The following is a 20,623-nucleotide window of genomic DNA, read 5'->3' as shown; positions in this document are numbered from 1 at the left end:
CCTACGAGCCTGTGACTCTTTTCCGTATCGAGCGTCAGGCGGATATGATTCTCTAAGCAGATTGATTTGCTGGAGAGAATGATGGCTGACGACGGACTTTTTGGCGAATTGCCGGAACAGTCGGCGCCATGCACCGAAGTGGTGCCGCGGGGCGCACCTCGGCTGCGCGAGCCTGTGCGCGATCAGGTCGAATTGCGAGCGGTCGATATCGATAGCCTGATCGGGCAGGATCATCCGGTGCGGGTGATCTGGGCTTATGTCGAAGGGCTCGACTTGAGCGAGCTGGAAGATCGCGTCAAGGCGCGGGAGAACAGGCCGGGTTATCCGGCGCCATCGCCACGGTTGCTGCTGGCGCTTTGGCTGTACGCCACGAGCGATGGCGTTGGCAGCGCGCGGGCGCTGGACCGGCTCTGCGACAGTCACGACGTCTACCGCTGGCTCTGCGGCGGCGTGTCTTTGAACCATCATACGCTGTCGGACTTCCGGGTCGGCTGTGCCGACTTGCTCGACCGTTTGCTGGTCGAACATCTGGTGGCCCTGAACGAGGCAGGGTTGGTTGATCTGGAGAAGCTGACCCAGGACGGGGTGCGGATACGGGCGAGTGCGGGAACCGGATCGTTCCGGCGGGAGGCGACGCTGGATCGGCAGATGGCACAGGCCGGGGCCGTGGTGGAAGAGCTCAAGCGCGAGGTCGATGCGGATCCGGAAGCCAGCAATCGGCGTATCCGGGCCGCTAAGGAGCGCGCGGCGCGGGAACGCAGCGAGCGGGTGCAGGCCGCGCAAGCGGCGCTGGCTGAGATCAAGCGCAAGCGAAAACAGCTCGATGACAAGGGCGGCAACGGCAAAAAGCCAAAAGAGCCACGGGCCTCTACCACCGACCCGCAGGCACGGGTGATGAAGATGGCGGATGCCGGCTTCCGTCCGGCCTACAATGTGCAGGTGGCTAGCGCGGCCGGCGAACTGATCGTGGTCGCGATCGATGTCGACAACAGCGGCTCAGATCGCGGCTTGATGCGACCGATGCTGGAGCGAACGCGCGCTCGGCTGAAGCGCTTGCCACGCCGCTACCTCGCCGATGGCGGGTTTTGCAGTGGCGAGGACATCGAATGGGCGCATGGCGAAGGTATCGAGGTTTACTGTCCTCCTCCCAAATCCAGGAGCGGTGTCGATCCCTTTTTACCCCGGAGCAACGACGGTCCTGGCGTAGCGGCCTGGCGTGCTCGCATGGCCAGCGAAGCCGGCAAGGCACAGTACCAAGCCCGCACAATCTGCGAATGCATCCATGCCCGATGGCGGAACTGGGACCTCAGGCAATTAACCGTGCGCGGTATCGCGAAGGTCCGTGCCGTTGTGCTCTGGTACGCCCTCACCAACAACATCCTGCAGGGACACCGTCTCGTAAAGGCATAGACCGCAGCAGCATACCGACGGCCTGACGCCGCCGGCTTCGATCTCAAGGGACGCTAACGCCCCTTGAGGTTCATGCCGAAACAAACGAATTGGCTCACAGGCTCTACGAGCTTGCACACGCTTTAAGAACAGACACCGCAAGCAGAGGGGCGATCCGTCCTTTCGGTGGTCTTCTCGGGTGTCTTCGTCAGGTCGTCGAGGATCACGCATTCGCTGCCGGGCCCTCCCGCACACGACGCATCACAGCTTGCGACAAAGGCGGCTATGCTGCGCTCAAGTGCCCTCAATTCCATCAGCTTAGCCCGGACAGTCGTCAGGTGATCCTGCGCAAGATCCCGCGCCTGAATGCAGGGACTGGCGGGATCCTGTACGATTGCCACCAACGCCCGCACTTGCTCAATCGAGAACCCGAAGTCGCGGCAACGACGGATGAAGGTCAGATTTCTGATATCGGCGTCACCATAGACGCGCTGGTTGCCAGACTGCCGGCCCGCTGACGGAAGCAGTCCGATCTCCTCGTAGTATCGGATCGTAGGAGCGTTCGTACGCGTCTGCTTCGCGAGCGCCCCAATCTTCAGAGATTTCATCGATCCGATCCATGCATTTTCCGCTTGAACCTCAAGTTACTTGAACATGTACGGTCATGGCAACTCACAACACGGAGATGCCGATGTCGACCGTCAAAACCCAGCCAATCGCCTGCACATTGACGCCTGGAGAGGCAAAGAACCGGTCCGCCTGGATTGCCGCTCTCAATAGAGACGCGCTTCTCAGCCATCGGCGCGAGGACCTGATGATCCAACTAACTTACGCGGCCGAGGCTCGGTCTCGTGTGAGGGAGATGGTAAGAAATGAGCAGACGTGCTGTGCATTTCTCAAGTTCGACCTCAGCGAATCGGCACACGAAATTCGGCTGACGATTACCGCCCCTGCAGAGGCGCGTGAAGCCGCCGACACCCTGTTCGCACTGTTCGTTGCAGACGCACCGGAGTCATTGCCGGCTCCATCCGCCTGCGCGTGCTCCGCGGCAAAGATCGCCGCGAATGAGCCGTCCGGAGCAAAGGCAGCCGGGGCGGCCGCGATGACGCTCTCGACAGGCGCGCTCGCCTGCGGAGCCTGCTGCGTCCTGCCTTTCACTCTGCCGGCGACATTGATCGCAAGTACCGGCTCGCTTTTGTCGTCCTTCGTGCACATGCACTTCTGGATGACCGCGCTCTCGGTGCTTGCCGTCGCAGGTGCTTGGGGTTGGCTCGGCTGGCAGGTCCGGCGGACGGGAAAACGGCCGGCCTTCTCGACGCTGGCGATGATGACCGCCTCAAGTTTGTTCATGACCATCTCGGTCCTGTGGCCTCTCATCGAGAAGCCTCTCATCAGAGCACTCGGCGCCTGATTGCGACCGGAGGCTCGCCGCCTTGTCAGGTAGCGGGCTCCGTGGAGCATGGAGGTATGAAAACAGGAATCGTCTACGTCTGCGCGGCTCTTTGCGAGATCGCTGGCTGCTTCGCGATGTGGGGGTGGCTTCGGCTCGAAAAGCCTGCATGGTGGCTGCCGCCCGGTATAGCTTCGCTCGTCGCATTCGCCTACCTGCTCACTTTGGTAGAGAGTGAAGCGGCAGGGCGGGCTTACGCGACATATGGGGGAATCTACATCGTCGCTTCGCTCGGCTGGCTTTGGGCGGTCGAAGGCCTACGTCCGGACCGTTGAGATATCGGTGGCACTTGCGTCTGCCTTGTCGGAGCGGCCCTAATTCTGTGGGGACCTCGGGGATAAACGCATTCTTCGTGTGCGCAGCACGGAGCCGAAGTCATGGCGGTACGCGGGCGAGACTGGCCTCAGCCACAGGAGGCGCCTTTACGGTGCTCCTGTATCGGCGGGCAGGGGACAGTTCCGTAGGAGCAGAATACGCAGCAATCCCCAGGCTTGGGCTTGAATCTCGTACCGCACGCCGTGCAGTCATAAAAGAATTGGCAAGCGTCGGTTGGCATAACCTCAGAGGCCTGATGGGAGCAGGCCGGACAAGTCAAGGTCGATTGCAACTGCATAGGCTCCCTATGCCCGAATGAGTGGACGAAGAGAGTATCATATTGCACGTTGGGGCTGCACTCGTGAGTTCGCTATGGGGCATCAGCTGATATCGTTGATCCCGTCGGGCAACACACCCGCCTCCACGAAAAACCCCGTCAATCCCCCTTCGCAAAAATATTCCACTTTACCGAAATTCGGAATTGCGGCATTCTCCCTGCCATCCCGGTCCAGGGAGAGGGACGATCGTACGTCGTAACGAAACGTGGGCCGGGGTGCGGTGGACGCGGCAGCGTCGGGCACGCGAAGGTGGGGCCAGGGCGAGATGAACCTCGTGAGGTCCTTTCTGCGTGCGGACGGACGGCGCCTCTGGTCCGGCGGAGCCTTATGGGCGAAGCCGGATCGCTGCGTACGGCAAAACCATGTGGTCCTGACCGTCGTTGCTACGGTCAAGCCTTGCGGAGATGCTTCTGGGCTCAACCGGGTCGCGACGCATCGTCAATTCGCGAGGTGACGGAGGCCAGAAGGAACTCGGCTCCGGGGAGAGCAGGCATAAGCCGTCAAACCATCGCGCAGGGAAGGCCGGGTGTTTTCCGGCCCACCTGTTCTCCGCCTGCGCATTTGCGTGTGCAAATTCTTCGCGCAGCGGACCATGGGTGCCAGCCGGCACCCGGCCTTCCCTGCGCCCTCTTCACCGAATAGGGGCACGGAATAGAGCAAAACTCGGGCACTTCACGCCGCGAGAACGCCTTGTCATGTGTGGAACACTGGTGCTGCCGGACAGGATTGAACTGTCGACCTCTCCCTTACCAAGGGAGTGCTCTACCACTGAGCTACGGCAGCAAATGCTGGCACAGAATCGGGCCGCGACTGGGCCCGCCAAGCGGGGCGATGGATGCCACAAGGCCCCCTCATGTGCAAGCTTGCCGGCCCCGCCAAATCGAGAAAATCGGCCCGCTGCCTGGCGGAGACGGCCTTTTGCCCCGAAATGACCGATTTTGGACGATTTTGGTCCCAGTGATGTCCCCCAGCCAATTGGCCAGTTGGCTGTGCGGTCAGATTCGGCCCATTTTGAAGTTCGCACGATCGGATCGCGCGGGCCTCTTGAGCTGTCGTATTCCTTGGGCATGCTAAACCGCGACGCGGCCCCTTCTTGACGAGCCCGGATGATGATCGACGAGACCGATAAAGCCGCAGCACGCGGCCATGACGGACGACAGGACCGGCTGAAATCCGCCCTGCGCGAAAACCTGAAGCGGCGGAAGGTGCAGGCGCGCGAACGCGCCGCAATGGCCGAGCCCTCGCACAACGACGATGAGTCCCTAAATGAGGGGCCCGCCGGCAAGGCCGACGACTAACATTTTGGAGTGCACGACAGTGGCAATGGGGCAGGACGGACAGCAACGAACCGATCGCGACGCGCTGATGTCGCGGTTCACCCGCCCCGAGCAGACCTTTCCGGCGCTGACGCCTGCCGAGATCGAACGTATCAGGCATTTCGGCGAGGTCCGCCGCTATGCCGACGGCGAGTTCCTGTTCGAGACTGGCAAGCCGGGACCCGGCATGTTCGTCGTGCTGAAGGGCCATGTCGCCATCACCCAGCGCGATGGCCTTGGCCATGTCACCCCGGTGATCGACCAGGGGCCGGGGCAATTTCTGGCCGAGCTCAGCCAGCTCTCGGGACAGCCGGCGCTGGTCGACGGCCGCGCCGAGGGCGATGTCGAGACGCTGCTGCTGCCGCCGGAGCGGCTGCGCGCGCTGCTGGTCGCCGAGGCCGAGCTTGGCGAGCGCATCATGCGCGCGCTGATCCTGCGCCGGGTCAATCTGATCCAGGGCGGCATCGGCGGTCCCGTGCTGATCGGTCCGTCGCATTCGGCCGGCGTGGTGCGCCTGCAGGGCTTTCTCACCCGCAACGGCCAGCCGCATCATCTGCTCGATCCCGAAAATGATCGCGATGCGGCCGAATTGATCGCACGCTATTCGCCCAAGCCGGAGGACTGGCCGCTGGTCGTCGCCGCGAGCGGCGCGGTGCTGCGCAACCCCAATGAAACCGAGCTTGCGCGCGCCATCGGCATGATCGGCGGGGCGAAGGGTGATCGCATCTACGACGTTGCAGTCGTCGGCTGCGGACCGGCCGGGCTCGCCACTGCGGTGTATGCGGCGTCCGAAGGGCTGTCCGTCGCCGTGCTCGACACCCGCGCCTTCGGCGGCCAGGCCGGCGCCAGCGCGCGCATCGAAAACTATCTGGGCTTTCCGACCGGCATTTCCGGCCAGGCATTGACCGCGCGTGCCTTCACCCAGGCCCAGAAGTTCGGCGCCGACATCATGATTCCTGTGACGGTGAAGTCGCTCGACTGCACGCGCAAGGACGGCGCATTTTCGGTGGCGATCGACGGCGCCGATCCCTTGCGTTCACGCGCGGTGGTAGTCGCGAGCGGCGCGCGTTATCGCCGGCCGGAGATCGACAACCTCGACAAGTTCGAGGGGCGCGGCGTCTGGTATTGGGCCTCGCCGGTCGAGGCGCGGCTCTGCGCCGGCGAGGAGGTGGCGCTGGTCGGTGCCGGCAATTCGGCAGGCCAGGCCGCTGTGTTCCTGTCGGGACATGCGAAGAAAGTCTTGATGATCATCCGCGGCGGTGGCTTGGGAGCCAGCATGTCGCGCTATCTCATCGAGCGCATCGAAGCGACGCCGAACATCGAATTGATGTTCAACACCGAGATCACGGCGCTCGAAGGCGATGAGGCCGCGCTGCTGCGGCGGATCCGCTGGAAGAGCCGCTTGTCCAGCGACGAGGATTCCGCTGATATCCGCAATCTCTTTTTGTTCGTCGGCGCCGATCCCGCGACCTCCTGGCTCGACGGCTGCGGCGTCACGCTCGATCGCGGTGGCTTCGTCGTGACAGGCGCGCAATCCGAGCAGAACCAGGGCCGGCTGGTGGCGCCGCTCGAGACCTCGGTGCCCGGCGTCTATGCCGTCGGCGACGTCCGCTCCGGCTCGGTGAAGCGCGTCGGCGGCGCTATCGGCGAAGGCGCGCAGGTCGTGGCCTCCCTGCACGGCTATCTCGGCGACGCCGCAAAACCGGCGCTTTAGGCAAGGACAAGACAAGGGAATGGCAAGACGAATGTGGCTTGCCATCGCGCCGCTTGGTGCAGACTATCCCTCGTCGCGAGGCGTATTGCCCGTGAAACGAACAAAAGATTCATTGGGAGGACTAAATGGCTGAAATCGTCGTGCTCTACAAAACGCCCAAGGATGCTGCTGCCTTCGACAAATACTATGCCGAGACGCACATTCCACTGGCCAAGAAACTTCCCGGCCTGAAGAAATACGCCGTCAGCAAGGGACCGGTCAGCTCCCCCACTGGGCCTTCCGGAATTCATCTCGTCGCCGTTCTCACCTTTGACAGCGTGGCCGACATCCAGGCCGCATTCAGCAGCCCGGAAGGCAAGGCAACCGGCGCTGACGTGCCGAAATTCGCCAGTGGCGGTGCCGACCTGCTGATCTTCGACACCAAGGAAGTGTGAACGCATCGCATCGGTCCACCGATCGCGGGCCGATGTTGCGACGATCGATTGAAAGGTCGTAGCCCGGATGGAGCGAAGCGTAATCCGGGACACTACCATCCAGGCCGAAGCACCCCGGATTTCGCTGCGCTCCATCCGGGCTACAAACTGCCGTCGTATGTGACAGCGCTGCAAAAAATCCGAGCGCGCGTTTGTCAATTCGCACGATGACGCATCGCCTCGCGCACATGTGGGACACCAACGCAGGTGACAATCCCATGAGGACCGTAATACTACTCTGATCGTCTCAGTGCGGAGAGTAGGAGAGATGCCATGGTGCTTGGGTTGAGCCTGCCCGCGCTTACGCTGATCCATGTCATCATCAGCCTGATCGCCATCGCCGCCGGCCTCGTCGTGATGTTCGGCCTGCTCGGCTCGAAGTCGATGCCGGGCCTCACCGCGATCTTCCTGCTGTTCACGATCCTCACCAGCGCAACCGGCTTCCTGTTTCCCTTCAAAGAGCTGCTGCCCTCGCACATCATCGGTATCATCTCGCTGGTGCTGCTCGCGATCGCCTGCATCGCGCTCTACGGCATGAAGCTCCAAGGCGTCTGGCGCCCGGTCTACATCGTGACCGCGATGGTCTCGCTCTATTTCAATGTGTTCGTGCTGGTGATCCAGTCGTTCCTGAAGGTGCCGGCGCTCGCCGCGCTTGCACCCGCCGTGCCGCCGGCGCCGCCGTCGGGTCCGGTCTTCGCCGTGGTGCAGGGCATCGTGCTGGTGTTCTTCGTGCTGCTCACCATCGGTGCCTGGCGCCGCTTCAGGCCGATGGCGTTTGCCTGATCACACGATTCTCAACGTTCCCAGTTGACGCGATGCATCGCATTCGGGGTCTCGCGCAACTATCTGCGGATCATCGGCGCGCGCTTGTTCGCGCGTCGCGCAGATGATTTTCACCGAAAGAGAGCAATCCATGCCCACCATCACCACCAAAGACGGCGTCGAGATTTTTTACAAGGACTGGGGCTCGGGCCAGCCGATCGTGTTCAGCCACGGCTGGCCGCTCTCGGCCGACGACTGGGACGCGCAGATGTTGTTCTTCGTCACGCACGGCTACCGGGTCATCGCCCATGACCGCCGCGGCCACGGTCGCTCGACGCAGGTCGCCGACGGCCACGACATGGATCACTACGCCGACGACCTTGCTGCGCTCACCGCGCATCTCGACCTCAAGAACGCCATTCATGTCGGCCACTCCACCGGCGGCGGCGAGGTCGTGCACTACATCGCGCGTCACGGCGAAAGCCGCGTCGCGAAGGCGGCGATCCTGTCCGCTGTGCCGCCGCTGATGGTGCAGACCCCTGGCAATCCCGGCGGCCTGCCGAAGCGCGTGTTCGACGGTCTCCAGGCGCAACTCGCCGCCAGCCGTACGCAATTCTATCGCGACCTCCCCGCCGGCCCGTTCTATGGCTACAACCGTCCCGGCGCCAAACCGTCGGAAGCGGTGATCCAAAACTGGTGGCGCCAGGGCATGATGGGCGGCGCGAAGGCGCATTACGACGGCATCGTCGCGTTCTCGCAGACCGACTTCACCGAGGATTTGAAGAAGATCACCGTGCCGGTGCTGGTGATGCACGGCGATGACGATCAGATCGTGCCTTACGCCGATTCCGCACCGCTGTCGGCCAAGCTGCTGAGGAAGGGCATCCTGAAAACCTACAAGGGCTTTCCGCACGGCATGCCGACCACGCACGCCGAGACCATCAACGCGGACCTCCTGGCGTTCTTCAAGGAGTGAGCTTCACGATTACCCTCTCCCCTTGCGGGAGAGGGTGGCATAGGCGGCCTTCGGCCACCGTCCTTAGAACGCCGATGCTTCGCATCGGCTATGGCGTAGCGGCGAGACGGGTGAGGGGTTGCGTCGCCCGGGATGGGTATCCGCGGAACGTGCTGGAGATGGAGGATATCAATAGCCTCAAGTGTACGGGAAAGTTAGCTTGCCGCGGAAATTTCGGCGCCCGCGCGCGTTGAGTCCTGCCCGCCCTGAGGAGAAGCGCCGGCGATGTGCCCCCAACTCAAACTGATCGCACTCGATGCCGACGATCTCGCGGTGATCTCGACCCATGTCCAGGACGCCCGTGTCCAGGCCTCCGACATCATCTGGCGGCAGAGCGAGAAGCGGCTTGTCATCGGCATGAGCCGGCTGGACTGGGAGCAGACGCTGGAAGGCGCGGCCGAGCCACGCCGGCTGGTCGCCGCGCTCCGCTTCGACCGCGTGCTTGCCTGCAAATCGCGCAACATCGACCCCGCCACGCCGGACGAGATCCTGGACCTCATCGGCATCGAGTTTCACCCCCAGGATGGCCGCAGCGAGGAGCCCGGCGGCAGTGCCCTGCTTTTGTTCGCCCAGGGCGGCGCCATCCGCCTCGACGTCGAATGCCTGGAATGCGAGCTGACCGACCTCGGCGCGGACGCGCTGGGAACGGGACCAGGGATCGCGGGGGAGGGGTGAGGTGGCATGCCAAGGCCACGCACACGCTGTCGTCCTGGCGAAAGCCAGGACCCATAACCCGAAGGCTTCGTTGTTGAAACGAGATGTGGCCCAATTGCGCCTCCACACATCCGGTGGTGGTAATGGGTCCTGGCCGTCGCCAGGACGACGCCGGAGGGGAACGGCCCGGCCCAAGGGTTGACGGCGCTTCCCTGCCGCGCCATTGAGCAGGGGTCGGGTGAGCCAATCCGCCCCAAAAGATCAGCCAGAAGCCGAGCCAAAATGCCCGTTCGTCTCGACCGCAGCAGCGCCGATTTTGACCAGCGATTCGCGGCCTTCCTCGCCGCCAAGCGCGAGGTCTCGGCCGACGTCGAGGCCGCCGCGCGCGCGATCGTCGACGATGTCGCCAGGCGGGGCGATGCGGCCCTGCTCGAGGCCACGGCAAAGTTCGACCGGCTGACGCTGGATGCATCGGGGCTACGCGTCACCGCCGCCGAGATCGAAGCCGCGACAAAGGCCTGCGATGCCGCGACGCTGGACGCGCTAAAGCTCGCGCGCGACCGCATCGAGACCTATCACCGCCGCCAACTCCCGGCGGACGAACGCTTCACCGATCAGCTCGGCGTCGAACTCGGCTGGCGCTACACTGCGATCGAATCCGCCGGCCTCTACGTGCCCGGCGGCACCGCGGCCTATCCGTCCTCGGTGTTGATGAACGCCGTGCCCGCGAAGGTCGCCGGCGTTGCGCGCTTGGTCATGGTGGTGCCCTCGCCCGACGGCAAGCTCAATCCGCTGGTGCTGGCGGCGGCATCGCTCGGCGGCGTCACCGAGATCTACCGGGTTGGCGGCGCCCAGGCCGTGGCCGCGCTCGCGCACGGCACCGCGACGATCGCGCCGGTCGCCAAGATCGTCGGCCCGGGCAACGCCTATGTCGCTGCGGCCAAGCGGCTGGTGTTCGGCAAGGTCGGCATCGACATGATCGCCGGCCCCTCCGAGGTGCTGGTGATCGCCGACGACACCGGCAATGCCGACTGGATCGCCGCTGACTTGCTGGCGCAGGCCGAGCACGATGCCAGCGCGCAATCGATCCTGATCACCGATTCCGCTCGACTTGCGGCCGACGTCGAGAAGGCGGTCACGGCACAGCTGAAGACGCTGCCGCGCGCCGCGATCGCAGTCGCCTCGTGGGCCGATTTCGGCGCCATCATCATGGTCAAGGATCTTGCTGACGCCATCCCGCTCGCGGACGCGATCGCGGCCGAGCATCTCGAGATCATGACTGTTGATCCCGATGCGCTCGCCGCAAAGATCCGCAACGCCGGTGCGGTGTTCCTGGGGGCGCATACGCCGGAGGCGATCGGCGACTATGTCGGTGGCTCCAACCACGTGCTGCCGACTGCGCGTTCGGCGCGATTCTCCTCAGGGCTGTCGGTGCACGACTTCATGAAGCGCACCTCGATCCTGAAATGTGGCCCGGATCAGCTGCGTGCGCTGGGCCCGGCCGCGATGACGCTCGGACAGGCGGAGGGGCTGGACGCCCATTCGCGCTCGATTGGATTGCGCCTCAATCTGTCATGACAAAGCCGCCCGAACAGGACGACTCCAACAATCGCATCGTCGGCGTCACGCTCGACGAGGACTCGATCGGCCGTTCCGGACCGGACATCGAGCATGAGCGCGCGATCGCGATCTACGACCTGATCGAGCAGAATCTGTTCGCGCCCGACGGCGCCGACGGGCAGGGCCCGTTCACGCTGCATATCGGCATCACCGGCAACCGGTTGATGTTCGACATCCGCCGCGAGGACGGCACGCCTGTCGTCGCGCATCTGTTGTCGCTGACGCCGTTCCGGCGGATCGTGAAGGACTATTTCATGATCTGCGACAGCTACTATCAGGCGATCCGGACCGCGACGCCGGACAAGATCGAGGCCATCGACATGGGCCGCCGCGGCATCCATGACGAGGGATCGCGCACGCTCCAGGAGCGGCTGAAGGGCAAGGTGCGGGTCGACTTCGAGACCTCGCGGCGGCTGTTCACGCTCATTACCGTCCTGCACTGGAAGGGCTAGGGCATGGCCCGGAAAAGTGTGCAGCGGTTTTCCGAAAAGGCCATGCCCTATATCGAAAGAGGCTAAGTGCGATGGCGGGTCCGCCACGCGCACGCGATCCGCAATCGGTGCTGTTCGCCTGCGCGATGAACAGCGTGCGCTCGCCGATGGCCGAGAGCCTGTTGCAGCACATGTTTCCGCAGGGCCTCTACGTGAGGTCGGCCGGCACCAGGAAGGGCGACCTCGATCCGTTTGCGGTGTCCGTGATGGCCGAGCTCGGCCAGGACATCTCCGCCCACAGGCCGCAGACCTTCGAGGAGCTGGAGGACTGGGAGGGATTGAACTTCGACCTCATCATCACGCTGTCGCCGGAGGCACACCACAGGGCGCTGGAGCTGACCCGCACGCTCGCCGCCGACGTCGAATACTGGCCGACGCAGGATCCCACCACCATCGAAGGCAGCCGTGACCAGAAGCTCGCCGCCTATCGCGAAGTCTGCGATCAGCTCCTGATGCGCATCCGCCGGCGGTTCGCAAAAGCGGGCGCGGCGAGCGGGTAGCATGCGGCGTCCGTAACACCCGCGTCACAGAGCGCAGGCACACGCGTGTTGGCAATTTCGAATCAGCAAACCTCCGGTTCCCGGGTTGTGAAACCGGCCCCCTTCCGATAGGTTCCGCGCGCAATTCACTCCTGCTTCATCCCCCAAATCACCTGATGCTCGGCCGCCCCAAATTCGTACTTGCCTCCGGTTCGCCGCGACGCCTGTCGCTGCTCAACCAGGCCGGCATCGAGCCGGATGCGCTCCGGCCGGCCGACGTCGACGAGACGCCGAAGCGGGGCGAGCTGCCGCGCGCCTGCGCCAACCGCCTCGCCCGGGCCAAGGCCGATGCGGCGTTGAAATCGGTGCAGCTGGATGACGAGCTGCGCGGCGCCTTCATCCTCTCTGCCGACACGGTGGTGGCGGTCGGCCGCCGCATCCTGCCCAAGGCCAAACTCGTCGACGAAGCCGCGCAGTGCCTGCGGCTGCTGTCGGGGCGCAACCACCGGGTCTACACCGCGATCTGCCTCGTGACGCCACGCGAGGCCTTCCGCCAGCGCCTGGTCGAGACCCGCGTCCGATTCAAGCGCCTCTCGGAAGACGACATCCAGGCCTATATCGGCTCCGGCGAATGGCGCGGCAAAGCCGGCGGCTATGCCGTGCAAGGCATCGCCGGCTCGTTCGTGGTCAAGATGGTCGGCTCCTACACCAATGTGGTCGGCCTGCCGCTGTACGAGACCACGGCCCTGCTCGGCGGCGAGGGCTTTCCGACCCGCTTCGGCTGGCTCAACGGCACCGCGGTGTGAGCACCACAGCGCCGCCGACAAAAGACGCGAAAACAACCCCATGCACAGTAGAATTGGCCCGCGGGCCCAGGGCAGGGCGCCTGCGCCCTCGCCCGAGGAACTCGTTTGCCGGCAGGCGCTTGAACTGCCTCACCTCGTGTAAGCTGCCCCGACCATGAACGATCACGTCAAAACACCCGCCGCCCCCCTCAAGACCTGCCCGATCTGCGGCAAGCCGCAGTCAGAGGCCACCCGCCCGTTCTGCTCCTCGCGCTGCCGCGACGTCGATTTGAACCGCTGGCTGAAAGGCTCCTACGTCATCCCCGGCCGCGACGACGACACCGATGACGTAGAATAGCAAGCGATATCAATGATTTGTTCGGATCGGGAAGCGCCGCGTGCCAGCCGCGGCGACTCCGCCCCACCTTGTACACAGCCGGGCCGCGCCCGGCGCAGCCTTCAGGCGAAGCCGGGTGGACAGGCCGCTTCTAGCCCACTATAAACCGCCCGCTCGATGGGCTTTGGCCCCTCTCTTGGAGCACGCCCAGGTAGCTCAGTTGGTAGAGCATGCGACTGAAAATCGCAGTGTCGGTGGTTCGATTCCGCCCCTGGGCACCATTTCCGTTTGACCAGCGCCCGGTGCGCCCCGCTGCGCCTCAACTCGCGTACAGATAGTTCGGCAACCACAGCGTCATGCCCGGCCAGAGATACATGATCACCATGCACAGGATCACGATCAGCATGTAGGGCATCATGCCGGCGAAGATCTGGTTCAGCGTAACGTGCTTCGGGGCGACGCCCTTGAGATAGAATGCCGACATTGCGACCGGCGGCGACAGGAACGCGGCCTGCAAGTTCACGAACACCAGCGTGCCCCAAAGGATCGGATCGATGTTGAAGTGCTTCAGCATCGGCAGGAAGATCGGCACGAAGATGATGATAATCTCGGTCCATTCGAGCGGCCAGCCCAGCACGAAGATGATCGCCTGCGACAAAATCATGAACTGCACGGGCGTCATGTTGAGCGACAGCACCCAGCTTTCCAGCAGCGCCTGACCGCCGAGAATGGCGAATACCGCCGAGAACAGCGCCGAGCCGACGAACAGCCAGCACACCATCGCGGTCGTCTTTGCGGTCAGGAACACTGCTTCCTTGGTGCGCTTCCAGTCGAGCGTCCGGGCGTGGATAGCGAGGATGAAGGCGCCGGCGGCGCCGACGCCGGCGGACTCGGTCGCGGTCGTGATGCCGAACAGGATCACCCCCAGCACCACGACGGTGAGGATGCCGAGCGGCATCACCGACGACGTCAAGAGCTTCAACACTTCGAAGCGCTCGCCGTCCATGCGCAAGTAGGAGCGCGCCGTCCACGCCGCCAGCACGGCGGCTGATATCGCGAACCAGATGTAGAACTGGGTGTCCGGTCCCTTTTCGGCGGGCGACAGCTCCTTCGGCTCGACCGGGCTGCCGAGCTGCTGCAGGCCTTCGACGGCTTCGCTCGCGGCGCCGGGCTGCTGGTGGATCACGACGTACCACCAGACCGTGCCGAGCGCGGCTGCGGTCATCAGGAACGGCACCAGCGAAATGAGGAAGTGTTGCACGATCGTGCCATAGCCCATCGGCTTGTCGTCGATCTGGAGCATCTTCGCCTTTGCGGGCGAGAGCAGCGCCTTGAACAGGCCGACGAACAGGTTCGGCGAATACAGCGTCGCGAAATTCCTGATCCATTCCGGCACCTTGACGCGGGTCTGTTCCTCCGGCAGCGCCGGGGCGATCTTCGGGTTGATCATCGCCCAGGCCATGACATAGACGAGGTAGAGGAAGGCCAGGAAGAAGCCGGGAAGCATCGCCGCCGCATAGAGCTTGACCACGGACTGGCCGGCGACCGCGGCATAGACGATGATCATCACCGAAGGCGGGATCAGGATGCCGAGCGTGCCTCCCGCGGTGATGACGCCGGAGGCGAGCTTCACGTCATAACCGGCGCGCAGCATCGGGTTGAAGGCGATCACGCCCATCAGCACCACCACCGCGCCGACGAGCCCGGAGGCGATGCCCCAGAACGTGCACACGATCAGGGTCGTGACCGCGAGCGAGGCGGGCAGGCGGCGGAAGGCGAGCTGGATCGAATAGAACATCTTGTCGACCAGCGCGCCGCGCTCCATCACGTAGCCCATCAGCACGAACAACGGGATGGAGATCAATACGTCGTTGGTCATCGCGCCGTAGCTGCGCTGGACCATCAGCTCGAAGACCTTGTTGTGCGTCCAGTTCTGCGACGGGTCGTAGAAGGCGATGAAGCCGAAGAACATGCCAAGGCCCATCAGAGTGAAGGCCGTGGCGAAGCCCATCATGATGACGACGACGATGAGCGTCAGCATCAACAGGCCGAGTGCCGGATCGCTCATGTGTTCAGGTCCCCGCCCATGCCGCGCTGCCGCGCCAATTCATCGATGCGCTGCGCGCCCTCGATGGCGAGCTTGCGTGATTCCTCGTCCACGAATTCAGAGTGCGCGAGCTGCTCCTCGATGACGTCGGTCTCGGCGACGTCGGCAAGTCGGCTCGGCCATTCGCCGGTCTTCAGGCACACGATGCAGCGGATGATCTCGGCGATACCCTGCAGCATGATCAGCGCGCCCGCGATCGGGATGACGGTCTTGAAATGGTAGACCGGCGGCCCCTCAGCCGTGACGTTGGAATGCTCGTTGATGGCCCAGGAATCCGCGGCATAGAAGTAGCCGGCATAGATCAGCGCGGCGATGCCCGGGATGAAGAACACGAAGTAGAGAACGAGGTCGAGCGCGGCCTGCGTGCGCGGACGCATCGAGGAGTAAAGGAAGTCACCGCGGACATGGGCGTTCTGCGCCAGCGTATAGGCGCCGGCCAGCATGAACAGCGACCCGTACATCATGTTCTCGGCGTCGAAGATCCACGCCGTCGGCATGTTCACGGCGTAGCGCTTGAACACTTCGATGCAGACCACGCTCATCAGCAGGATCATCAGCCAGGCTGTCGCCTTGCCGACCCAGGTGGAGATGCCGTCGATCGTGTGCAGTAAGCGCCGTACACTCATGTGATAAGGTTCGGCATTAAATATGACCCCCAACATAGCACAAGGCACCGTCCGGCGGGTGGTCCGGACGGCGCCTTGCCAGCTTTATTTCGTCATCAGATCTTCTTGGCCGCAGCGTTCGGCCCGAAATAATGATCGTAGGCCATGCGGCGGTTCACTACGGTATCCTGCTCCCACTGCGTGGCACGCTTGGCGAACTCGATCTGCGACTGCACGATCTCCTTGAACAACGGGTTCTCCGCCGCCTTCTTCTTCGCCACATCGTCATAGATCTCGAGTTGCCGCTTCAGGATGGCGTCGGGGGTCTTGTAGAACTTGACGTTGTCCTTGGTCTGCAGCTCGACATAGTCCTTGGAGTAGCGGTCGATCGCCTTCCACGACATGTCGGCCGAAGCCGCGTCCACCGCATTGGCGATGATCGCCTTCATCTTGTCCGGCAGCGCGTTGTACTTGTCCCTGTTGAACATGATCTCGAGCTGCTCGGCGTTCTGGTGGAAGCTCTGCAGCATGCAGACCTTCGAGACGTCGGGGAAGCCGAGCACGCGGTCGGAGGTGGCGTTGTTGAACTCGGCCGCGTCCAGGAGGCCGCGGTCCATGGCAGCTACGATTTCGCCGCCGGGCAGCGCGTTGACGGCTGCACCCATTCCCGAATACACGTCGATCGAGATGCCGACGGTGCGGAATTTCAGGCCCTTGACGTCCTCGACCTTTGCGACCGGCTTCTTGAACCAGCCGAAGGGCTGGGTCGGCATCGGACCGTAGGGGAACGAGACAACGTTGGCGTTGATCGACGCGTAGAGCTTTTCCAGGAGCTCCTTGCCGCCGCCATAGCGGTGCCAGGCCAGCAGCATGTTGGCGTCCATCGCAAAGCCCGGTCCCGAGCCCCAGAGCGCCAGCGCCGTCTGCTTGCCGTAGTGATAGACCAGCACGCCATGGCCGCCGTCGAGCACGCCCTTGGACACGGCATCGAGCAGGCCGAAGGCGGGCACGACAGCGCCTGCCGGCAGCACTTCGATCTTGAGATCGCCGCCGGTCATGTCGTTGACCTTCTTGGCGTAGTCGAGGGCGTATTCGTGGAAAATGTCCTTTGACGGCCATGTGCTTTGCCAGCGCATGCTGATCGGCCCCTGGGCGCTGACGACGCTCGGCGCGGCTACCGTCGCGGCGGCCCCCGCAGCAGCGACCTTGAGAAAGCCGCGGCGACTCGAAGTGCTGCCCTTCTTTGATTTGGTCATGGTTGCCTCCTCCCCTTTGGAAATAGCGATCCCTTGCGGATCGGCTGTTTTTTTATTGGAACAAGTCAAAGTCTTGCGCAGGGGGTTTGGCAAGAATGTTCGGAATGATGCGACGCTACGACGCGGACTGCGGTGATGGCGCGCCGCAGCGCTCGCCGCCGAGTGCGGCGAAGCCGAACTGCGGTGAACAGTGCATGCACTCAAGGCACGCGCGCGAGAACTCTGCGGCCACGGGGCTGCGAGCGATCCGACGAAGCTTCAGCATCGAGCCGGCGTAGCCATCAATGATGATGGGCCGACACGCTCTTGACGCATTGCGTCAACAGATCAGGGGTGGCGGATTGGCCGATATCACCGAGACTGATCATGCCGACCATCCGCTTGCTCTTGTTGATCACGGGTAGCCTGCGGATTTTCAGCGTCTCCATGTGATGCACGGCTTTCGCCAGATCATCGTCTTCCCGGCAGCAATGGATACCTTCGGTCATCACGTCCCGCGCCGTCATGCGCGCGGCGTTGAAGTCCCTGCTCGCAAGACCTTTGCAGACGATGTCGCGATCGGTCACCATCCCGACCAAATGGTCGCCTTCGCCGATCGGAATGCAGCCGATGTCGTGTCCTTGCATCAACTTCGCGATCTCGACGATCGGGGTGTCGGGGCTGACCCAATCGACGCCCTTGTGCATCACGTCTCTGACTTTCATGGAGGACCTCCGTTGCGAACGCAGCCCCCGCTGAATTGACTATACATCGAACCGGGCGCGGCCGCACGCGCGCCGTGACGGTGCGTACCGGGATCATCTCGCCACTATGCCGCGTCAGTCATGCATGCTGAAGCGTCCATGCGGTGCACTGGCCGTCAGGCGCTCGAACTGCGCATGGGTGAGCTGGAGCAGCGTCTCGTGATCGCCGGCTTCGATATAGACCTCGGGCTGGGCCCGGATGCTTTCATCGACGATGAGATCGAGCCCGTAGCACCGGCCCACCGCCGGAATGGCTCCGTGCGCGCAGTCCATGAACAGCTGGTTGATCTCGGTTTCGTTGGCCATGGCGAGATCCTCGCCAAGCCTCTCCTTCAAGTCCTGCAGGTTGAGATGGTGCGATGCCGGCACGACCGCGAGCATATAGCCGCCGTCGTGCCGCAGCACGACGGCCTTGGCGAGACGATCGCCAGAGACGTGGCAAGCCTGCGCCGTGCGTGTGGATGACATGGTGAGATCGTGCGGGATCTCGGCATACTGGATGTTCTCGGCAGCCAGATACCGATGCAGTGTGGGGGCGATGGACATGGCTTCGCCTTTCGGATGGATGCAACCATCCACCGTGAGGCTGCCCCCGCCGCACGATGGGCGGCTGCGTGATTGCCGGCCTTCAGCATAGGCCTTGCCCTCGCATGCCGCAACTGAGTCGGACGTTCGGAGCGCGCCGCGCTCACCTGATCCGTGATCTCAGGCGCGGCGGCCGCAACGCACGCGCTACGCCAGCGCTATCCATGCACGCCGCCGCTGCACGGACTTTTTTGCCAGGGACGGTTCGGTGTGATGGCAAGACGAGGCCAATCCCGCCTTCATGGAAAGCACTCGCCGTCGCTGCGGCCATGAGCGGGAAGGCGGCTGGTTGGAATTATATAGATATTTCAATCGTATGGGAGTTCGCGGCCTTATTTAGATGGAGCTCCATTCCTCTGATTTCGGACGTCCTGAAAGCCCGACTGCTCTGCCGCGTCCCTTCGCTGTACGCGCCCGGCTGCCGCTGATATGCTCTTGGCGATAGGGACAGCGAATGGCAGCTGGCCACAGACTTTTCCGCGATGCCGGCCTTCTGATCGGACTCGATCCCGCTCGCACTTTTTCGCATTGCCTCGACATAACGCTGAACAAAATCCTCTACGGCTGCCGCGTTCCCCGCTCACATTGGGAGATGTGCCATGGCTGCACCGGACTGGCGTCTCGAAGGCGAATGGATGAAGAATTGCAACTGCGCGTTTGGCTGCCCCTGCGATTTCAATGCGCGGCCGACCCACGGATACTGCAAGGGCATGGTCGGCATGCGGATCACCAAGGGACATTTTGAGGGCGTCAAGCTCGACGGCCTCTGTTTCGCCGTGGTCGTAGATTTCCCCGGCGCGCTGCATGAAGGCAACGGCAAGATGCAGCCCATCGTCGACGAGCGCGCCACCCCGGAGCAACAGCAGGCGCTGTTCAACATTCTGTCGGGCAAGCATTCGGCCGAGGGCACGCTATTCCACATCTTCAGCCTGATCGTGACCACCATCCACGATCCGATTTTTGTGCCCTTCGAATTTTCCTTCGACAAGAACGGACGCGTCGCAAGACTCGTCGCCACGGGCGTGCTCGAGACCGATGTCGAGCCGATCAAGAATCCGGTGACGGGTCAGCCGCACCGCATCCAGGTGGTGATGCCCGAGGGGTTCGAGCACAAGGCTGCCGAGGTCGCGTCCGCCAACATCCGCTCGACCGGTGCGATCCCGTTCGAGACCAAGGGCACGCACAGCTCGCTCGCCAATGTCGTGCAGACGCCCGAGGGCGTTGCGGCATGATGCGGCGCTGACATCGAGACAATATCTCGGTGTCAGCTCCTCATCACTATGCTGGGCAAGTCCATGCAGGGGCGCTTGATGCTGGAACACCTGCTCCACCGCGACCGGCTGATCGTCGCGATCGGGACCGCCACAGTGGTGGCACTCGCCTGGGCCTATCTCGCCGGCGGCGCCGGCATGGACACCGAGATGATGGCCGACATGCCGGACATGGCGCCAATGCCGTGGACGCTGCTCTATGCCGCGCTGTTGTTCGTGATGTGGTGGGTGATGATGATCGCGATGATGGCGCCGAGCGTGGCGCCCACTGTTCTCTTGTATGCGACCGTCAAGCGCAAGCAGGAGACTGCATCCCGGGCCGCAATCGACGCCTGGATCTTTCTCGCCGGTTATCTCGTGACATGGGCGGGGTTCAGTGTCGTTGCGGTGCTGGCGCAATCGGCGCTCGAACGCTTCGGGTTGTTGTCGATGGCGATGGCCAGCACCAGCGCGGTTTTGGGCGGCATCATCCTGCTTGCCACCGGCCTCTATCAGTTCACGTCGCTCAAACACGCCTGCCTCCGCTATTGCGAGAGCCCGCTGCTGTTTCTCAGCCGGCATTGGCGGCCCGGCACGCGCGGAGCATTTCGCATGGGACTTCGCCATGGCAGCTACTGCGTCGGCTGCTGCTGGTTTCTGATGGTATTGCTGTTCGTCGGCGGCGTGATGAATATGGCCTGGATCATCGGCATCGCGCTCTATGTCGCCGCCGAGAAACTGCTGCCGTTCGGCCAACGATTGAGTCATGCCGCAGGCGCGGTCCTCATCCTATCCGGCACGATCGTTCTTGCGCGCGCGATCTGAGCGGCCGGTCCAGACGACCAAAGATATCGCCCTGCCAATACCGCGTGGTTGCTCAAAAACAGCCGACCTCCGTGGTCATACGGATGTTGTAAGCTAAAGAATTGAGCATTATCA

General features: G+C 63.4%; 22 protein-coding genes, 2 tRNA genes and 1 pseudogene. 17 read left to right on the top strand and 8 right to left on the bottom strand.

What is annotated here, in order from left to right:
• The first annotated feature begins 78 nt into the window (after positions 1–78).
• Complete coding sequence (locus BLV07_RS35690) at positions 79–1,410, top strand: IS1182 family transposase (protein ID WP_091895192.1); 1,332 nt, start codon at positions 79–81, stop codon at positions 1,408–1,410.
• A 122-nt stretch (positions 1,411–1,532) separates the two neighbouring features.
• Here the strand turns inward: BLV07_RS35690 and BLV07_RS35685 are convergent, their stop codons facing one another.
• Complete coding sequence (locus BLV07_RS35685) at positions 1,533–1,997, bottom strand: MerR family transcriptional regulator (protein WP_091895191.1); 465 nt, start codon at positions 1,995–1,997, stop codon at positions 1,533–1,535.
• Between the two features lie 83 nt (positions 1,998–2,080).
• Here BLV07_RS35685 and BLV07_RS47945 point away from each other — a divergent pair, with 83 nt between their 5' ends.
• Both BLV07_RS47945 and BLV07_RS35675 read left to right on the top strand, forming a co-directional pair.
• Positions 2,081–2,800, top strand: coding sequence for a hypothetical protein (locus BLV07_RS47945; protein WP_176945972.1), 720 nt, complete (start codon positions 2,081–2,083; stop codon positions 2,798–2,800).
• 56 nt (positions 2,801–2,856) lie between these two features.
• Positions 2,857–3,180, top strand: a pseudogene (locus BLV07_RS35675) (YnfA family protein).
• Between the two features lie 62 nt (positions 3,181–3,242).
• On the opposite strand, the gene BLV07_RS49155 reads toward BLV07_RS35675, so the two are convergent.
• Both BLV07_RS49155 and BLV07_RS35660 read right to left on the bottom strand, forming a co-directional pair.
• Positions 3,243–3,452: a GDCCVxC domain-containing (seleno)protein gene (locus BLV07_RS49155; protein WP_091895187.1), complete on the bottom strand. Its 210-nt coding sequence runs from the start codon at positions 3,450–3,452 to the stop codon at positions 3,243–3,245.
• 748 nt (positions 3,453–4,200) lie between these two features.
• Positions 4,201–4,275: transfer RNA gene (locus tag BLV07_RS35660), tRNA-Thr, on the bottom strand.
• Positions 4,276–4,601: 326 nt separating this feature from the next.
• Here BLV07_RS35660 and BLV07_RS35655 point away from each other — a divergent pair.
• From BLV07_RS35655 to BLV07_RS35600, 12 genes are all read left to right on the top strand, one after another.
• Positions 4,602–4,790 (top strand): hypothetical protein, encoded by a 189-nt coding sequence (locus tag BLV07_RS35655; protein WP_091895228.1) that lies wholly within the window; start codon positions 4,602–4,604, stop codon positions 4,788–4,790.
• Positions 4,791–4,815: 25 nt separating this feature from the next.
• Complete coding sequence (locus BLV07_RS35650; protein ID WP_176945970.1) at positions 4,816–6,522, top strand: FAD-dependent oxidoreductase; 1,707 nt, start codon at positions 4,816–4,818, stop codon at positions 6,520–6,522.
• A gap of 125 nt (positions 6,523–6,647) precedes the next feature.
• On the top strand, positions 6,648–6,956 hold the full coding sequence (locus BLV07_RS35645) for an EthD family reductase (RefSeq protein WP_091895185.1): 309 nt from the start codon (positions 6,648–6,650) through the stop codon (positions 6,954–6,956).
• Positions 6,957–7,268: 312 nt separating this feature from the next.
• Complete coding sequence (locus BLV07_RS35640) at positions 7,269–7,778, top strand: hypothetical protein (RefSeq protein ID WP_091895184.1); 510 nt, start codon at positions 7,269–7,271, stop codon at positions 7,776–7,778.
• A 130-nt stretch (positions 7,779–7,908) separates the two neighbouring features.
• A complete protein-coding gene (locus tag BLV07_RS35635) occupies positions 7,909–8,733 on the top strand; it encodes an alpha/beta fold hydrolase (RefSeq protein WP_091895222.1) in 825 nt (274 codons plus the stop codon).
• Between the two features lie 264 nt (positions 8,734–8,997).
• Positions 8,998–9,447, top strand: coding sequence for a DUF2948 family protein (locus BLV07_RS35630; protein WP_091895183.1), 450 nt, complete (start codon positions 8,998–9,000; stop codon positions 9,445–9,447).
• A 261-nt stretch (positions 9,448–9,708) separates the two neighbouring features.
• Positions 9,709–11,004, top strand: a complete 1,296-nt coding sequence (gene hisD, locus BLV07_RS35625; protein WP_091895181.1) for a histidinol dehydrogenase — start codon at positions 9,709–9,711, stop codon at positions 11,002–11,004.
• The gene (locus BLV07_RS35620; protein WP_091895172.1) at positions 11,001–11,498 is read left to right on the top strand and encodes a UPF0262 family protein; all 498 of its coding nucleotides are present in this window, start codon (positions 11,001–11,003) and stop codon (positions 11,496–11,498) included. The genes hisD and BLV07_RS35620 overlap by 4 nt, the downstream gene beginning before the upstream one ends.
• 71 nt (positions 11,499–11,569) lie before the next feature.
• Complete coding sequence (locus BLV07_RS35615; protein WP_091895171.1) at positions 11,570–12,037, top strand: arsenate-mycothiol transferase ArsC; 468 nt, start codon at positions 11,570–11,572, stop codon at positions 12,035–12,037.
• Between the two features lie 155 nt (positions 12,038–12,192).
• Entirely contained in the window at positions 12,193–12,822 is a 630-nt protein-coding gene (locus tag BLV07_RS35610) for a Maf-like protein (protein WP_091895170.1), read from the top strand.
• 154 nt (positions 12,823–12,976) lie between these two features.
• Positions 12,977–13,159: a DNA gyrase inhibitor YacG gene (yacG, locus tag BLV07_RS35605; protein ID WP_091895169.1), complete on the top strand. Its 183-nt coding sequence runs from the start codon at positions 12,977–12,979 to the stop codon at positions 13,157–13,159.
• A gap of 184 nt (positions 13,160–13,343) precedes the next feature.
• A tRNA-Phe gene (locus BLV07_RS35600) sits at positions 13,344–13,419 on the top strand.
• Positions 13,420–13,457: 38 nt separating this feature from the next.
• Here the strand turns inward: BLV07_RS35600 and BLV07_RS35595 are convergent.
• The 5 genes from BLV07_RS35595 to BLV07_RS35575 form a co-directional block, all read right to left on the bottom strand.
• Positions 13,458–15,206: a TRAP transporter large permease gene (locus tag BLV07_RS35595; protein ID WP_091895168.1), complete on the bottom strand. Its 1,749-nt coding sequence runs from the start codon at positions 15,204–15,206 to the stop codon at positions 13,458–13,460.
• Complete coding sequence (locus tag BLV07_RS35590) at positions 15,203–15,871, bottom strand: TRAP transporter small permease subunit (protein WP_091895166.1); 669 nt, start codon at positions 15,869–15,871, stop codon at positions 15,203–15,205. Before BLV07_RS35590 ends, BLV07_RS35595 begins: the two co-directional genes overlap by 4 nt.
• 95 nt (positions 15,872–15,966) lie before the next feature.
• The gene (locus tag BLV07_RS35585) at positions 15,967–17,106 is read right to left on the bottom strand and encodes a TRAP transporter substrate-binding protein (protein WP_091895163.1); all 1,140 of its coding nucleotides are present in this window, start codon (positions 17,104–17,106) and stop codon (positions 15,967–15,969) included.
• A gap of 281 nt (positions 17,107–17,387) precedes the next feature.
• Positions 17,388–17,810: a CBS domain-containing protein gene (locus BLV07_RS35580; RefSeq protein WP_091895162.1), complete on the bottom strand. Its 423-nt coding sequence runs from the start codon at positions 17,808–17,810 to the stop codon at positions 17,388–17,390.
• A 114-nt stretch (positions 17,811–17,924) separates the two neighbouring features.
• Entirely contained in the window at positions 17,925–18,395 is a 471-nt protein-coding gene (locus BLV07_RS35575; protein WP_176945969.1) for an aminoacyl-tRNA deacylase, read from the bottom strand.
• Between the two features lie 638 nt (positions 18,396–19,033).
• Here BLV07_RS35575 and BLV07_RS35565 point away from each other — a divergent pair.
• Both BLV07_RS35565 and BLV07_RS35560 read left to right on the top strand, forming a co-directional pair.
• A complete protein-coding gene (locus BLV07_RS35565; protein WP_091895160.1) occupies positions 19,034–19,666 on the top strand; it encodes a DUF1326 domain-containing protein in 633 nt (210 codons plus the stop codon).
• A gap of 78 nt (positions 19,667–19,744) precedes the next feature.
• Complete coding sequence (locus BLV07_RS35560; protein WP_244551310.1) at positions 19,745–20,509, top strand: DUF2182 domain-containing protein; 765 nt, start codon at positions 19,745–19,747, stop codon at positions 20,507–20,509.
• The last annotated feature ends 114 nt before the right edge of the window (positions 20,510–20,623 follow it).

Source organism: Bradyrhizobium sp. Rc2d (assembly GCF_900099855.1).
Taxonomy (GTDB): domain Bacteria; phylum Pseudomonadota; class Alphaproteobacteria; order Rhizobiales; family Xanthobacteraceae; genus Bradyrhizobium.
Note: the sequence above shows the minus strand (reverse complement) of the source record. Positions and strands in the feature narration are given on the sequence as shown.